The sequence below is a fragment of the Halarchaeum rubridurum genome, assembly GCF_014647115.1.
Lineage (GTDB): Archaea > Halobacteriota > Halobacteria > Halobacteriales > Halobacteriaceae > Halarchaeum > Halarchaeum rubridurum.
The window spans coordinates 40,538-53,380 of sequence record NZ_BMOO01000003.1 but is presented as its reverse complement, the minus strand read 5'-3'; the positions used below and the strand labels follow the sequence as shown (position 1 = coordinate 53,380).

At 65.4% G+C, this 12,843-nt stretch carries 23 protein-coding genes; 17 read left to right on the top strand and 6 right to left on the bottom strand.

Annotation, left to right across the window (positions count from 1 at the left end):
• Positions 1–14 precede the first annotated feature (14 nt).
• A complete protein-coding gene (locus IEX84_RS06500; protein ID WP_188871087.1) occupies positions 15–380 on the top strand; it encodes a hypothetical protein in 366 nt (121 codons plus the stop codon).
• Between the two features lie 581 nt (positions 381–961).
• Here IEX84_RS06500 and IEX84_RS06495 read toward each other — a convergent pair.
• The 4 genes from IEX84_RS06495 to IEX84_RS06485 form a co-directional block, all read right to left on the bottom strand.
• Positions 962–1,231 carry a hypothetical protein gene (locus tag IEX84_RS06495; protein ID WP_188871085.1) on the bottom strand — a complete coding sequence of 90 codons (270 nt, stop codon included), beginning with the start codon at positions 1,229–1,231 and terminating at the stop codon, positions 962–964.
• Positions 1,224–1,601: a hypothetical protein gene (locus IEX84_RS06490; RefSeq protein ID WP_188871083.1), complete on the bottom strand. Its 378-nt coding sequence runs from the start codon at positions 1,599–1,601 to the stop codon at positions 1,224–1,226. Before IEX84_RS06490 ends, IEX84_RS06495 begins: the two co-directional genes overlap by 8 nt.
• The gene (locus tag IEX84_RS14705) at positions 1,598–1,723 is read right to left on the bottom strand and encodes a hypothetical protein (RefSeq protein WP_268237636.1); all 126 of its coding nucleotides are present in this window, start codon (positions 1,721–1,723) and stop codon (positions 1,598–1,600) included. The genes IEX84_RS06490 and IEX84_RS14705 overlap by 4 nt, the downstream gene beginning before the upstream one ends.
• Positions 1,724–1,799: 76 nt before the next feature.
• Entirely contained in the window at positions 1,800–1,994 is a 195-nt protein-coding gene (locus IEX84_RS06485) for a hypothetical protein (RefSeq protein ID WP_188871082.1), read from the bottom strand.
• A gap of 212 nt (positions 1,995–2,206) precedes the next feature.
• On the opposite strand from IEX84_RS06485, the gene IEX84_RS06480 reads away from it, so the two are divergent.
• The 15 genes from IEX84_RS06480 (at position 2,207) to IEX84_RS06410 (ending at position 11,473) form a co-directional block, all read left to right on the top strand.
• Positions 2,207–2,425, top strand: a complete 219-nt coding sequence (locus IEX84_RS06480) for a hypothetical protein (protein ID WP_188871938.1) — start codon at positions 2,207–2,209, stop codon at positions 2,423–2,425.
• Positions 2,412–3,458 (top strand): HNH endonuclease, encoded by a 1,047-nt coding sequence (locus IEX84_RS14885; RefSeq protein ID WP_188871080.1) that lies wholly within the window; start codon positions 2,412–2,414, stop codon positions 3,456–3,458. Before IEX84_RS06480 ends, IEX84_RS14885 begins: the two co-directional genes overlap by 14 nt.
• Positions 3,428–3,931 carry a hypothetical protein gene (locus tag IEX84_RS06470; protein ID WP_188871078.1) on the top strand — a complete coding sequence of 168 codons (504 nt, stop codon included), beginning with the start codon at positions 3,428–3,430 and terminating at the stop codon, positions 3,929–3,931. Before IEX84_RS14885 ends, IEX84_RS06470 begins: the two co-directional genes overlap by 31 nt.
• Entirely contained in the window at positions 3,928–4,905 is a 978-nt protein-coding gene (locus IEX84_RS06465; RefSeq protein WP_188871076.1) for a contractile injection system protein, VgrG/Pvc8 family, read from the top strand. The genes IEX84_RS06470 and IEX84_RS06465 overlap by 4 nt, the downstream gene beginning before the upstream one ends.
• Complete coding sequence (locus tag IEX84_RS06460; protein WP_188871074.1) at positions 4,902–5,561, top strand: hypothetical protein; 660 nt, start codon at positions 4,902–4,904, stop codon at positions 5,559–5,561. The genes IEX84_RS06465 and IEX84_RS06460 overlap by 4 nt, the downstream gene beginning before the upstream one ends.
• Positions 5,561–5,896, top strand: a complete 336-nt coding sequence (locus tag IEX84_RS06455; RefSeq protein ID WP_188871072.1) for a hypothetical protein — start codon at positions 5,561–5,563, stop codon at positions 5,894–5,896. Before IEX84_RS06460 ends, IEX84_RS06455 begins: the two co-directional genes overlap by 1 nt.
• Positions 5,897–5,906: 10 nt before the next feature.
• Complete coding sequence (locus tag IEX84_RS06450; protein WP_188871070.1) at positions 5,907–7,061, top strand: baseplate J/gp47 family protein; 1,155 nt, start codon at positions 5,907–5,909, stop codon at positions 7,059–7,061.
• Positions 7,062–7,721 carry a hypothetical protein gene (locus IEX84_RS06445; protein ID WP_188871068.1) on the top strand — a complete coding sequence of 220 codons (660 nt, stop codon included), beginning with the start codon at positions 7,062–7,064 and terminating at the stop codon, positions 7,719–7,721.
• 18 nt (positions 7,722–7,739) lie between these two features.
• Positions 7,740–8,114, top strand: a complete 375-nt coding sequence (locus IEX84_RS06440) for a hypothetical protein (protein WP_188871066.1) — start codon at positions 7,740–7,742, stop codon at positions 8,112–8,114.
• Between the two features lie 6 nt (positions 8,115–8,120).
• On the top strand, positions 8,121–8,687 hold the full coding sequence (locus IEX84_RS06435) for a hypothetical protein (RefSeq protein WP_188871064.1): 567 nt from the start codon (positions 8,121–8,123) through the stop codon (positions 8,685–8,687).
• Positions 8,687–9,460 carry a hypothetical protein gene (locus IEX84_RS06430; protein ID WP_188871062.1) on the top strand — a complete coding sequence of 258 codons (774 nt, stop codon included), beginning with the start codon at positions 8,687–8,689 and terminating at the stop codon, positions 9,458–9,460. The genes IEX84_RS06435 and IEX84_RS06430 overlap by 1 nt, the downstream gene beginning before the upstream one ends.
• Before the next feature lie 56 nt (positions 9,461–9,516).
• Positions 9,517–9,879 carry a hypothetical protein gene (locus IEX84_RS06425; RefSeq protein ID WP_188871060.1) on the top strand — a complete coding sequence of 121 codons (363 nt, stop codon included), beginning with the start codon at positions 9,517–9,519 and terminating at the stop codon, positions 9,877–9,879.
• Positions 9,876–10,133, top strand: coding sequence for a hypothetical protein (locus IEX84_RS06420; protein ID WP_188871058.1), 258 nt, complete (start codon positions 9,876–9,878; stop codon positions 10,131–10,133). The genes IEX84_RS06425 and IEX84_RS06420 overlap by 4 nt, the downstream gene beginning before the upstream one ends.
• Positions 10,134–10,202: 69 nt before the next feature.
• Positions 10,203–10,481 carry a hypothetical protein gene (locus IEX84_RS06415; protein ID WP_188871056.1) on the top strand — a complete coding sequence of 93 codons (279 nt, stop codon included), beginning with the start codon at positions 10,203–10,205 and terminating at the stop codon, positions 10,479–10,481.
• A gap of 140 nt (positions 10,482–10,621) precedes the next feature.
• Positions 10,622–11,473, top strand: a complete 852-nt coding sequence (locus tag IEX84_RS06410) for a restriction endonuclease (protein ID WP_188871054.1) — start codon at positions 10,622–10,624, stop codon at positions 11,471–11,473.
• Between the two features lie 15 nt (positions 11,474–11,488).
• Here the strand turns inward: IEX84_RS06410 and IEX84_RS06405 are convergent, their stop codons facing one another.
• Entirely contained in the window at positions 11,489–11,848 is a 360-nt protein-coding gene (locus IEX84_RS06405) for a hypothetical protein (protein ID WP_188871052.1), read from the bottom strand.
• Positions 11,841–12,086 (bottom strand): hypothetical protein, encoded by a 246-nt coding sequence (locus IEX84_RS06400; protein ID WP_188871050.1) that lies wholly within the window; start codon positions 12,084–12,086, stop codon positions 11,841–11,843. The genes IEX84_RS06405 and IEX84_RS06400 overlap by 8 nt, the downstream gene beginning before the upstream one ends.
• Positions 12,087–12,294: 208 nt before the next feature.
• Here IEX84_RS06400 and IEX84_RS06395 point away from each other — a divergent pair, with 208 nt between their 5' ends.
• Entirely contained in the window at positions 12,295–12,798 is a 504-nt protein-coding gene (locus tag IEX84_RS06395) for a hypothetical protein (RefSeq protein WP_188871048.1), read from the top strand.
• Positions 12,799–12,843: the final 45 nt, after the last annotated feature.

The following is a 12,843-nucleotide window of genomic DNA, read 5'->3' as shown; positions in this document are numbered from 1 at the left end:
GCTGCACAACCGCTATGACCCATTACACTGCCACGGAGGAACTCCCGGACAGGGTAGCAGATGAACTCTCGTCGATGCTTCTTGATGGGGAAACTTTCAACGAGGCATTCGACTGCCGCGACGCTGTCCGTCCCAAAGCACGAACACACCTCATCCTAACAGATAGCCGTCTTCTTACCATTAAATTCACCTTCCTCAGTGGATCAACGCAGTCATTCCGATTCAGCCAGCTGTCGGGAATCAAGACTTTCCGTGGTGGGCAGGATGTCACTCTTCGCGGGAGCGGCATCGAAACGGAGTTCAAACTAAAGGGGGCCGATACCGGAAAAAGGTTCGCGAGAAGTCTCCGTGAGCGGGTTAGTGCTCGTGGAGAAGGATAGAGGAACGAGATGTGTTGGTAGACTGCCTGTGCGGTGGTCTAACGTTGGTTCCGGGGGGTACCGTTATGCTTATCGGCGTGGGGTGATGACTCACTAGTGGTTGCACCCCACCAACGCCAGCAACCACCATCACCGAGCGGGAGCGCATTAACGCCCGTCGCACGCAGTCCGGGTGCGTCAACTAACCATGGCGCTGAGAATCGGGGTGCGTGCGAGCCGGGAGCTATTCCGACCACTTCTCCCGCTTTGAGAAACTGGCCAAGAGTGGCCAGTATGGCATTTTGCGGGCGATACGGCCAGTTCCCGTTGCGTGTTATGCGTTGGGCGCCCTCTGTTGAAGGAGGACGTACACACCCAGGCAGAGGATGATGACCAGTGCCCCTATGGGATTTCCGTGTGCAAGCAGCCACGCACCGGCCATTACACCGGCAGCGGGTGCCTCCACGTTAATTCCGACCACTTGTGCAGTAGCGGGGTTCGCACCCGCGACGATCTAACCAAGACCGCCATCTACGCGGAGACACCGCGGGCATAAAAATGAGTCCTAGTCCCGGGGAGGACGGCGAAAATTGGGTGGGGGTTTAGTCGCGCCGTCGGGGTTGTGCGCCGTAGGGGATGGAGTAGGTGTAGGTGTAGGCCTCGGTGTTGGTGGCGGCGGGGGCGAGGTCGTCCTCGGTGATGGTGATGAGGTAGTCGATGGCGTTGCGGAGCGCGTGGATTTGCTCGGCGGTCGGACGCTCGCCTGCTTCAAGTCGGGCTTCCATCGCTCGGAGTGGTTCTTCGACCTCGAAGCGTGCGGCGCGGACGCCGGTGGTGGCGAGCCGGCGGCACGCGGCGTCTCCGCTAGTCATCGGTGATGGTGTGGCCGTGTGCGCCTTCGTTTGCGGGGCTGGTTGCGCGGAGGGTGACGCTATGCGCGACGAGTTTGGCGTCCTGGGTGTGGTTGTCGCTCATGACGGCGAGGCGGCCGTGTGCGAGGGTTTCGGGGACGCCGAGGATGCGTGTGCGTTTGAGCCCGAAGTCGCGGGGGCGGCAGTCGACGCAGTAGACGTCGGTGATGTGCCAGTCGCCGTGTTCGGCACCCCAGTGGGCGTAGATGCCGACTGGGTCGCCTTCGCGGACGGTCTGGTGGCAGTTGGTGCAGTCGGTGTGGCCGCCAGGGCGGATTGGGAGGCCGGTGAGGATTTGGCCGAGCGCGGGGTTGTTGGCGCGGTTGGTCATTGGCCCCTCCGCGCGAGGAAGCTCTCACAGTCATGCTCGTCAATCCGCTCGGGAAGGCCGACCGCGCCGCAGACAGGGCACTCCGCGAGCTGGTCGTCACCGAGGAAGTCGTCGGCGGTCATGCGTCGTCCTCCGGGCTGCCGCGGCGGCGGTGGTAGACGACGGCGTCGTCGCTGGGGATGTGGAGTTCGTCGTACATCATGCGTCCGCCTCCGTGCAGCCGGGGCGGTGGGTGAGGCGGGCGGGCGTCGCGGGAACGCACTCTGCACCACACGTCTCGCAGCGGACATACCGACAGCCGCCCTGCGTGGCGGGCTCGATATGGTAGGTGTAGGCCGATTCGATGTCGTCGTTGGCCGCGGTCTTAAGTGCGGCCGATGCGTTAGTCGACATGGGTTTTCGGTGCAAGAAGCCCACCACTCGGGTGTTCCAGCACCCGGGTTTCTGCCGGAGCAGATTCCCGATGAGCGGCAGCCTTCTTACTACAGTCTATGGAGGCAACCACCATAAAGGTATGTGTATTTGCGTAGTACGTGAATATGCGCACCTTTACGGTGTTGGAAGCGGTACTACTGAGTACGAGGTAGTCAAATATGCCTACCAACATGGCGCGAACCCGCGCCCTCATGACCGAAACCGAACGCGCACGCATCGCCGGCGAAGAGGACGTCGAGGACCGCAAGGTCTACCAGGCGATCTCCGAAGTCCGCAACCGCATCAACGACGAGCTCGTTGACGACGTCGAAACCCTCGAAGAACACCACCCCGGCCTGCTCGAAGAACTCCGCGACGTCGTCTGTAAGGATCACGATGAGCACGACTGACGACACCACCGACGCCGAGGACACGACCTGTCCGACGTGCGGGCGCGACGACTTCGCCAGCTCCCGGGGGAAGAAACTGCACCACGCAAAGACCCACGACGAAAGCATCGCCGGGGTGGAAACCGAGTGCGCACAGTGCGGAGAGGCATTTCGAGCCAAACCCTCGCGGAGCAACGGTCGACGATTCTGCGACAAGGTATGTTTAGCTGCGTGGCAATCTGAGAACCTTTCCGAGGATAACTCCGTGCACTGGAAGGGGAGTGTGGAACGGGAATGTCAGAACTGCGGCGAGGTATTCGAGGCCCGGGACACAGACTATAACAACCAGATATACTGCAGCCGGCAGTGTGCGGGCGAAGGTAACGCTCCAGATCGCAACCGTGTGACCAGTACGTGCCACGAGTGTGGTAATGAGTACGATGTCGTCCCTGCCCGCGCCGAAAAGACGCGGTACTGCTCACTTGACTGTAAGAACAAACAGGTGCAGCTCACCTGCGACCAATGCAGCGACGAGTTCCACGTGCCGCGAAGTCAGCAGCACAGGCGGTTCTGCTCTAAGACCTGCTCCATCAACTGGCAGTCAGAGAACAAAACCGGCCCCAACCACCCTCATTGGAAGGGGGGAAAGGTGAATGTGCAATGTGAAGTCTGTGGGGCTGCAGTCCAGGTAGACCCTCACGAAGAAGACAGCCGGCGCTTCTGTTCAAACGACTGCAGTGGGCAGTGGATGTCCAACGAGTTCTCCGGTGAGGATAGCTGGAATTGGACCGGGGGTGGCTCCCTGAATTACGGCTCAAACTGGCTCCGTCAACGTGAGCGGGCGCTTCGCCGAGACCAGTACCGCTGCCAAGAGTGTGGTATCACCGCTCCCACGTATCGTGCAGAGGCTGGGCGAGGGCTCGATGTCCATCACCGTACCCCGCTTCGGGAGTTCCGAGCCGGCGACACAATTGACCACGAGGCAGGAAACGACTTATCGAATCTCGTCGCGCTGTGCCGGCCGTGCCACCGAAGGGCAGAGCGCAATCTCTGACCTTCGTCTCTGCCCGGATACGGCTGTATCGGCTGACGACTAACCTCCTTCCTTCCTCCGATGACCCCGCCCTGGGCGAGGATCTTGCAGACAGCATACACATAATGCCACCAGATGATCGTGTTACTGCCCGTCTCGGCTCTACTCAGTTCGAGTTTGCGTACCCTGTCCTTGACGGGAGTCAAGACGTCAAGACCGCGACGCTCGACGTCCTCCCGACCGACGAAGGTACCAGCGAGACAACGGCCGAAACGCAGGTTCTCTCGCACTCGCCGCGAACGTTCACACTTCGCGGGGACTGCTACGAGGACGAGGTTGAACAGCTCTACGACCTCCTCGGCGAAGAGACAGTTCTCCGGCATCCAAAGTGGAGTGGGCGCGTCCTGGTAGAGTCCGTTGATGACTCGCGTGGGAGCGGGGTGGATGAGGACGGCCGCTGGTACACGTTCCGTGTCGACCTGCAAGAAGCATGAGTCGACCGATCTACGGCGCAGCTGACGTCGGCGGTGAGACGGCACCGATCGTGCTCGGCGGCGAGTCCCTCCCCGGGACGCAGTCGCCGTACGGGCTCACACTGACGCAGGATCGCTGGAACACGAGCGCTGAACTCGAAGTCTCCCTCCTCCAAGACACGAAGCCCGAGACCGGATCCCGAATCACGTGCTCGGTCACCGGCGAGCGGATCTTCACCGGGACGATCTCCTCGGCGGAGTCCCGATCCGGCTGGTATCACGTGATCGCACATGATCCGATCTACGAGCTGAAACGGACAACGCTCACCCAGTCGTTCCAGCAGGCGACGCTCGTCGATATCGCGGCGCGTGCGCTTGAGGAAGCCGGCGTCGACGACGTCTCAATCAGTCTTCCCGTGGAGCGGACGTCCGTCGAGTTCACGGGGACGCGTTGCGACCGCGTTCTCGAGAAGGTCGCCACGTGGGGCGGTGGCGTCTGGTACGTCGCCGCGGACGGCACCGTCCACGTCACGACGACCATCGCCGAGATGTCGACAGCGCACGACGAGTCGGCGGTCGTCGACGCGGCGCCGGGCGACCGGTCGATGCCCTACCAGTCCGTGCGCGTGACCGGCGCGTCCCCAGCGTCGCAGAAGGGCGCGGACGCGATGTGCCTCATCTCCTCCGAGTCACTCGTCGCGACCGCTGGCGACGGCACGCCTCGCTTCGACTACCACGATGATGGAATCAGAACACAAGCGATGGCCGAGAACGCAGCACAGTCGATCCTTGAAGAGCTCAAGCGGCAGCGCGCGACCGGGTCGATCACGCTCCCGGGGCGCGCGTCGATCCGACCGTTCGACACGCTCAGTGTGCCGGATGCAATCGACACGCAGACGTACCTCGTCTCGGGGATCACGCATCGGCTCACCAGCCAGGATGGCTTCCGTACGACCGTCACGTGTGGCGGCGTCCTCGCCGAGGGATCGTCGTGACTGACGACGTCCTCGGGGCGCTGGAGCCGAACGAACGCGGCCGCTTGCTCGGCGAACTCCGGGAAGCGCTGAACATCCCACGCGTCGGCCGCGTCCGGAAGGTCTGGACGCATACAGACGAGGCGGATACGTCGAACCACGAGGTGAACGTCGCGGTGCCACCCGGCGGCGACGTCGACGGCGAGCACCGACAGATCCCGATCCAGCAGCCGGCGACCGGCGCCGTCGCGGTCCCGAGCGTCAACGATCTCGTACTCGTCATGGGCTCCGATACGGGTCCGGTGGCGATGCCTGCCGTCTACGGCGACGCTGACGCGGATCGCGCCCCCCTCGGCGAAGAGGGTGACGTCCGCATCCGCCGCGGCGAGCTCTACGCGGAGGTCGCTGGAGACGGATCGTGGGCGCGGCTCGCGAAGAAGCCGGGCGACCTCGACGACCCATCCGCGCGCGTCGAACTCGACGCTGGCGGCGCCGTCCGGATCGAGACGGACGGCGATGTCACGATCTCTGCGGGCGGCCAGGTCGTCATCGACGAGGGTGGAACTGCGGCGCCGGTCGCCCGTCAGAACCATACGCACGACGTCACGCTCTCGGATAGCTCCACGACGACGTCGACGACGCCGAACGAGTCCGGGACGCAGACGGAGGTCGAGTGATGGACGCCGCTGACGCGCTCGGGACGGGGCTCGCGTTCGAGTCCGACTGGGACTTCGAGCTCGTCGCCGGCAGCATCGGCACCGTCTCCGGGATCGACTGCCTCGGCCGTGACCTCGCGTTCGCCCTGGAACGCGACCTCGAAATCGGCCAGCTCGGTACGGTCGACGCGCGCAAGGACGTCGAGATCGACGTCCGCGACCTCGTTTCGGGCGAGGACCGTGTCCAGTCCATTGACCAGCTGGACGTCCGCGAGCCCGCCCCCGACACCGTCGAGATCGACGTCGCGCTCACCGCCACGACCGGCGAGCGCGGCCAGTACGTCTTCACGCAGTAGGTGACACTAGATGCCACAAGCCCCACAGACCCAGCAGCAGGTGTACGAGGCCGTCCGCGACCGTATCCGTGAGTCGGACGCGGACATCACGAACTTCTCCCCGAACTCGCCGGAGCGCGCGCTCACCGACGACGGCTTCGCCGGTGCGTTCCGCGCCCTCGAGCACGCGAAACTCGCCGTCCAGCTCTCCGGCTGGATCGCGTACGCCGGCGGCCCCATCACCGAGGACGACCTCACCGACCTCGGGATCGACCCGGACGTCGTCGACCTCGACCTCCTGAACTCGCTGATGGAGGACGCGGACCTGGACGCGCTCGCCGCTCGCAACTCGGTGACGCGCGACCCCGGGACGTACGCGACGGGCACCATCCAGATCACGACCGCGAGTGAGACGACGACTGTCGACGCGGGCTTCCGCGTCACAACTGACCCGCCGGACGCACTCGCGTTCGAAACGACCGCGGACGTCACGCCCGACGCCGGCGCGACGACCGTCACGGCGCCGATCCAAGCGCTCGCGCGTGGCGCCGACCACAACGTCGGATCGGGGACGATCCAGACGATGCCGAGCCCGCCGCCGGGGGTCGAAGGCGTCACGAACCCGACCGCGACCACGGGCGGGGAGAACCCCGAAACGAACGCGGAGTTCCGCGAGCGCGCCCAGGCGGCCATCGTTCAGAACTCCGGCGGCGGCACGACCGGCGGCATCGAGGGCGGGCTCGCCTCCCGCTTCGACGGCGTTGACCTCGGTGACGTCATCGTCGACGAGCACCGGAACGCATCCCCACCGAACGCCGACGTGATCGTGAACGGGGGGCCGTCGGATAGTGAGGTCCAGGCCGCAATCGACGAGCTCCGGCCAAGTGCGGTTGAGCACACGCTCGTGCGACCGACGCTCGTCACTATCGACGTCGACGTCGACCTCGCTGGGACAGGCGTCGACACGGACGCCGTCGAGGCCGCGGTCACGCAGTACCTCGCCGGACTCGGTCTCGGCGAGGACGTCATCCGCGACAAGCTGATCCAGAACGTGATGAACGCGGACGGCGATATCGATTCGATTGACTCGCTCACCGTCTCCGACTCGAGTGGGACGGTCTCGGATGACCGCGCGGTCGCCGACCAGGCAATCGCCGAGCCCGGGACGGTCACGGCGGTGGTCTAAGTGGTCGACGTCCAGGACGGCGACCTCCCGGGGCGTCTCCCGAGTCCGTTCCTCCTCTCTGGGGAGTCGGACTTCGCGGCCTGGATCACCGCCCACCAGGACGAGCTGGAACGGTACGCCGGCGACCTTGAGGCGGTCGCGAAGAGCCTCAAGATCACGCAGGCGGACGGCCGGGCGCTCGACGAGCTCGGGAAGGGCTTCGGCCAGCTGGGCCGCCGCCGAGGCCGCGACGACGGCCCCTATCGGAGCTATCTCCTCAGTCTCGTGGGTGCGTTCAACGGCCGTGGGACGCCGCCCGGCCTCCGCCTCGCTATCGCGGCCGGCGTCCTCGCCGACCAGGACGACGTCGCGCTCATCGAGGACTTCCAGAGCCTCGAGTACGAAGTCGTCCTCCGCGACTGGCAGGCGCATCGAACAGGCACCGTCCACGCGCTCGCCGACCTCGCGGACCCGAGTGTCGTCGCGCGACGCGACCCGATCCACTACGACCTCCCGACCGCCGCCGTCCAGTACAGCGCCGAGGCAGCCGTCGCGCGTGGCGGAACTGGACTCCCGGATGCAGTGACACACTACGCCGTCGACGATACGGAACCGACGACGGTCGACAGCAGCGGGACGTTCGGCACCAACGCGTTCGACGGCGACTCCTCCTTCAGCTAACCACCCACTCACACACTCATGACCACGATTCCAGACGTCGGTCTCGAAGCGCGCGGCGACCTCGTCCGTAACGCGGTCGCGTACGTCGCGCTCGGGACCGGCCAGAACGAAGCGACAGACGCAACGGCACTTGCGAGCCCGGCCTATGGCGCAGCGGCGTCGAACGCGAACGTCGAGCTCGTCGAGACAACCGACACCGGCGGCTTCGAGGTCGTCATCCGCGTGAAGGGCGGCACCGAAGTCGCGGGCGGCACCGCGATCAGCGAGATGGCCGTCTACGACGGCGACCCCGAGGCTGGCGGGACGCTCCTCACCATCGACGAGTTCGAGCCGGTGACCGTCGAGGCCGGCCACACCGAGGAGTTCACCATCCCGCACGACCCCTCGCGGTGATTCTGAATGGCTGACTACACCCTGATTCAGTCCGGGGACGCGAACGCGGCGGAGAACGTCGGCGCGCTCGCCGGAACGCTCCCCGTCCCTCGCCTCGTCTCCGGGCTCGCGCTCTCCGGCTACGACAGCGCGGGTCCGACCGTGGACATCGCGGCGGGGAAGACGGCGCACGTCCTTGATGCGGCGACCGCGGAGTGGACGGAGGACGACGGCACGCAGCGGAGCGCCGGCCGTGATCACGTCCTCGTCGTCGCGCATCTCGACGCGCGGACGGACGTCGCGCTCACGGACGGTGCGACGAACCATCTCTTCGTCGACGCGAACTGGAGTGAGGACGACCAGCCCGAGCTCGTCGTGAACACGACCGGCGACCCGCCGGCCGCCTCAGCGCTGAAGGTCGCCGAGGTCGACACGGCCGCGGACTCGATAAGCGGCCAGTGGGCGCTCGTCGCCGGCGACGGCACGCTCACCTACCCGGACGAGGCCGCCGCGGACGCGGCGAGCACCAGCCTCCCGTCCGGCACGGTTGTCTACGACCGCGCCGGCGGCCAGCACTTCTACGTCACAGACTAATGGGACTCAAGAAACTCGTCGGCGGGTTCGACTACGTACAGTCCGACCCTCCGACCAACCCCCGAGCAGGTGAATCATGGTTCGACCAATCCGCGGACGAAGGCGTCCGCACAAAGCTCTACGCGGACGTCGGAAGCGGCCTCGAGTGGGTCGCTATCCCGTCGCTCGCGCAGGACGACATCCTCTCCGACGGCCACCCCTTCCCGGGGGCGAACGTTGATGCGAGCGTGTCGTCGCGCTCCAGTCACGACGACCCCGACCCGCAGGGGCATCTTGACGCGGACGTCTCCACACGGGCAGTTCCGGACGACTCGCCAGACCCGTCGGAGTGGACGGCGACGCGAGCGCAGCGTCTCGATAAGGCGATCTCGGCGCTCAACGACCTCGCAGAAAGCGACATCCTCTCCGACGGGCAGGCGTTCCCGGGAGGGAACGTCGACGCGGCCGTCTCGTCGCGCGCCGTCCCCGAGGACTCGGTCGACTGGTCGAGCAAGACACCGCTCGTCGCAGACTCCTCGGCCACCATCAGCGGATCGGGATTCGCGCTCGGTCTCTCCGTGAGCGGCACAACCACAGATGCTGCGGGATACCTCGACTGCGGACTCACAATAGATGGGAGTTACGCGCAATATTTCAGAGACGACATCCCAGCAAACACTCATTCGTCGAGTTCGGCCTCTTTCTGCGTGAGATTTGATGGCGAGCTTGACCCTTACGTGGGGGCGAGCAACATGTCGACTCACAAATACAGTCTGTTCTACGTCCTTGACTAATGAGCCGAAAATACCGCAGGAATGGCGACTGGATTGATGAAGTCATCACGACAGACGTGCAAACCGCGACAATCCACCAGTCGACACCCTTCCGAGTCCTCCATCTCACGACATCGGACGACGGCCAGCTCCCGAACGACGGGAGCGCGACCGAGACGCTCCAGGTCGCGGTCGTGGACGGCCTCCAGGTCGCGCGGGGGACCGACCCCAGCGACGCGGACGTCCTCGATGCCGGCGGCGAGGCGACCGTCACCGTCGACGGCGTGGCGCAGTCCGTCTCCCTCACGGGTGGGACGGGGTCGCTCGACGTGACGACGACCGCGTCGGCGGGCTCGACCATCCGCGTCCAGGCAACCGACCTGGCGGAGCATCCGGCCGAGCAAAGCGACGTCGTCGAAATCGAGGTGGTCAGTGCATGACTCCTGGACAGGGAGGTAGTGGGCCGGGGAACAGCGGGGGCGGCCCGCCGAAGGACGTCCCCGCGCCACCGCACGCTGGTGGGCCGCCGGGGCACGTCGAGCGCGACGGCGACCGCGTCCACGTCGGTCCTGTCGACTCCGATGCGGACTACGTCGCGGACGCCCAGGCGCTCGTTGACGAGGGCGCGCTCGACGGGAAGCCCGGGCTGAAAGTCCTCTACTACCTCCTCCTCGCGATCCTCGACCGTCTCTGAACGGACGGAGCGCTTCGTGGCCGCGCTCTCACGCTGCACGCTTATCAGAGTGGAGTGTGATGGCCAGCTATGGTCGACAGACGAGCGATCTTGAAGAAGATCGCGCCGGTCGTCGGAGCCGCGATAGTCATCGGAGTGCTCTTCCCGAACTCGGGAAGCCTGATCGTGAATCTCGCCACCATCGCCAGCGTTCCACTTCCGGGTGTCGTCGGGAACCTTCCTGACTTCGCCGCCCTCACCCGCCAGCCCGGTTTAACCGGCTTGGCCGGGGTTTTCATCACGTCCTTCGCCGCCGTCGTGACGCTCGGCTGGAGCGTCAAGGCGTTCTACGCACGGGTTCTCGCGTAGGCCGCCGGGGTCTTCTGGAGCGAAAAACCGGCACCGGTCGTGTGGCACCCAGTGCTGGACGCGCTTCCGGGCGGCGGTTATGTAGAGGCTATCGCCGCCTTGCCGCGTAGTTTTATCACCGACGGTGACAGATTGCGGGTATGTCGACTCGTGCTGCGTCCCTCTCCGCGGCGGCGTTGAAGAAGCGCCTCCAAGGGATGGACGACTGGGATTTCGAGCACTTCGTCGCGGACCTCTGGAGCCGGCAGGGGTGGACGACGGAGGTCGAGCAGCAGTCCGCCGACGCCGGCGTCGACGTCCGCGCGACCAAGGAGACGCCCTTCCAGCAGAAGGCGTTGATTCAGGCGAAACGCTACGGCGAGAACACGACCGTCGGCGGGCCGGACATCCAGCAGTACGCGAGCCTGAAACACCAGGAGGACGGCGTCGACCAGGTCGTGATCGTCACGACCGGCGCCGTGACGTCACAGGCCGAAGCGCGCGCCAGCGACCTGAACGTGAAGCTCGTCGATGGCGATGATCTCGTCCAGCTCGTCGACGACCTCGACGCCTACGACCTCGTTGAGCAGTACGCCGACCTCGGCGGCGGGGAGATCGACACCGAGGCAGGTGGGTCGGGGGAGTCCGCCGGTGAGCGGTCGGCGTCCGAGGAGGCACGACGCCGAATCCAGCAGGCCGATCATCCGTCTGACGTCGGCGTCAACTACCCCAAAATCATTGCGGTCTGTGGCGCTGTCGGGTTCATGGGCGCGCTCCTTGGGTCTCTATTTCCTGAAGGCAGCCTCCCCTACCAGATATTCTACGGGGTGGGCACGGTATTCATACTCATCGCGGTCGCAGGCGTCTATCTCGACATGCGGACGCTCCGCATCATGGGTGTCTGGCGGCCGAGCAAGTGGTACTTATACGGCAGTCTGATCATCCTCGGCCTCCCGGTCTACCTCTACCACCGGCGCAGACACGTCCCGCAGAAGACGCCCGCCGGCGAATAGAGACTCGTATGCGTTCTACTTACTCCCGATCTCTGCGTGAGAGCCGTCCAGCCAGAGTGCACGGTTGACGTCGAGGTCGTGGACGTCGCGGGCGTACTCGCCGGCGGCCGCGAGGAGCGCGCAGACCTTCTCGACGTCGGCGAGTTTGACCTCGGTCGTGTCGAAGAGGTCGATCTTCTTCGTCGCTTTCGCGTTCCGCCCATCCGGAAGGATGGGTGACACGCGCGAGAACGACGCGCTGCCGTCGTCGACGTCGATAACCACCCAGTAGCGATGCCTGCCGCCGTAGTGTTTCGTCTTCAGCCGCGCGACGTCGCGGTCGTCGTCACGCACGACGTCCTCGCCCGTGACTCGCGTGTCGAACTCCTCAGACATCGCCACCATCGTCCTCGCGAGGGTCGTCCACGAGTTCGTAGAGTCCGACGCCGAGCAGGTTCGCGGCGTGGTCGTGTTCTTCGAGCCGGGCGAGGCGTTGCTGGACGTACCCGCGGGAGTAGTCGCCGACGTTGTCCTCCTCGAGGCGGCGCTGGGCGTATACCGGCGTGATGCGCCCCTCGTCGAGGTAGTCGAGTAGTTCGCGGTCGAGGTCGCGGAGGTCTGCGTCGGTGAGCATGCCTCCGGGTTCGGTTGTGAGGCTCACAAGGCTATTGATGCGCGCCCGCGTTGTAAGCCTTACTACGGAAGCCCCCGAAGTGAGCTTACGACGTAAGTTTTATAGACACGGGAAGTATACTGTAGAGTAGGCACCGAGGAACGCTACTTCAGAAGTGAAGTGGCCCGGCGTACCAGCGCCGGACCTCGGGTCTGCACCACGCAAACCCATGCACACAACACCACGCAGACCGGATAACGATTCCGACGCGACGGTACAGCAGCTGGATCGCACCCTCTACGATGTCCCCGCGACGTGGGCAGAGTGGGGCAGCCACGAACCCGTCCGCGACGGCGAGACGCGGTTCCACGCGATCAAGCTCTGCCACACCTACGCCTTCGTCACCAAGCGCGTCAGCGGCTCGCGTGCCAACGCCGACGAACGCAACCAGATCCACGTCCTCTACGAAGACCCCGAGACGGGCGATCGCGTCGAGCGCGTCTACGACGCGAGCCTCATCGAGGCGCACGCCGAGACGATCCACATCTGGAGCCAGCACGCCGAGGCCCCGGACGGCCGGATGGACTATCCCGGCCTCCCCGTCATGGCCGACGGGTTCGGCGAGGGGTTCCTCGTCGTCCCGCGCATCGTCCGCCGCGGCGGCCCCGAATCGTTCGCCGCCTCGGTCGCCGTGCGCGACGACGAACCGCGGCTCAGCGAGGGTGGGAACTGATGCAGTCCTACGACGTCCTCCACGTCCCCGAAGACGACGCGGTCG

Bases quoted from the DNA above. Each gene is read 5' to 3' on its own strand.
- IEX84_RS06495 (WP_188871085.1), bottom strand. From the start codon at position 1,231: ATGACTAGCGGAGACGCCGCGTGCCGCCGGCTCGCCACCACCGGCGTC.
- IEX84_RS06405 (WP_188871052.1), bottom strand. From the start codon at position 11,848: ATGTCTGAGGAGTTCGACACGCGAGTCACGGGCGAGGACGTCGTGCGT.
- IEX84_RS06490 (WP_188871083.1), bottom strand. From the start codon at position 1,601: ATGACCAACCGCGCCAACAACCCCGCGCTCGGCCAAATCCTCACCGGC.
- IEX84_RS06420 (WP_188871058.1), top strand. From the start codon at position 9,876: ATGACTCCTGGACAGGGAGGTAGTGGGCCGGGGAACAGCGGGGGCGGC.
- IEX84_RS06480 (WP_188871938.1), top strand. From the start codon at position 2,207: ATGGCGCGAACCCGCGCCCTCATGACCGAAACCGAACGCGCACGCATC.
- IEX84_RS06465 (WP_188871076.1), top strand. From the start codon at position 3,928: ATGAGTCGACCGATCTACGGCGCAGCTGACGTCGGCGGTGAGACGGCA.
- IEX84_RS06410 (WP_188871054.1), top strand. From the start codon at position 10,622: ATGTCGACTCGTGCTGCGTCCCTCTCCGCGGCGGCGTTGAAGAAGCGC.
- IEX84_RS06415 (WP_188871056.1), top strand. From the start codon at position 10,203: ATGGTCGACAGACGAGCGATCTTGAAGAAGATCGCGCCGGTCGTCGGA.
- IEX84_RS06435 (WP_188871064.1), top strand. From the start codon at position 8,121: ATGGCTGACTACACCCTGATTCAGTCCGGGGACGCGAACGCGGCGGAG.
- IEX84_RS06500 (WP_188871087.1), top strand. From the start codon at position 15: ATGACCCATTACACTGCCACGGAGGAACTCCCGGACAGGGTAGCAGAT.
- IEX84_RS06440 (WP_188871066.1), top strand. From the start codon at position 7,740: ATGACCACGATTCCAGACGTCGGTCTCGAAGCGCGCGGCGACCTCGTC.
- IEX84_RS06450 (WP_188871070.1), top strand. From the start codon at position 5,907: ATGCCACAAGCCCCACAGACCCAGCAGCAGGTGTACGAGGCCGTCCGC.
- IEX84_RS06400 (WP_188871050.1), bottom strand. From the start codon at position 12,086: ATGCTCACCGACGCAGACCTCCGCGACCTCGACCGCGAACTACTCGAC.
- IEX84_RS06430 (WP_188871062.1), top strand. From the start codon at position 8,687: ATGGGACTCAAGAAACTCGTCGGCGGGTTCGACTACGTACAGTCCGAC.
- IEX84_RS14705 (WP_268237636.1), bottom strand. From the start codon at position 1,723: ATGACCGCCGACGACTTCCTCGGTGACGACCAGCTCGCGGAGTGCCCT.
- IEX84_RS06485 (WP_188871082.1), bottom strand. From the start codon at position 1,994: ATGTCGACTAACGCATCGGCCGCACTTAAGACCGCGGCCAACGACGAC.
- IEX84_RS06395 (WP_188871048.1), top strand. From the start codon at position 12,295: ATGCACACAACACCACGCAGACCGGATAACGATTCCGACGCGACGGTA.
- IEX84_RS06455 (WP_188871072.1), top strand. From the start codon at position 5,561: ATGGACGCCGCTGACGCGCTCGGGACGGGGCTCGCGTTCGAGTCCGAC.
- IEX84_RS14885 (WP_188871080.1), top strand. From the start codon at position 2,412: ATGAGCACGACTGACGACACCACCGACGCCGAGGACACGACCTGTCCG.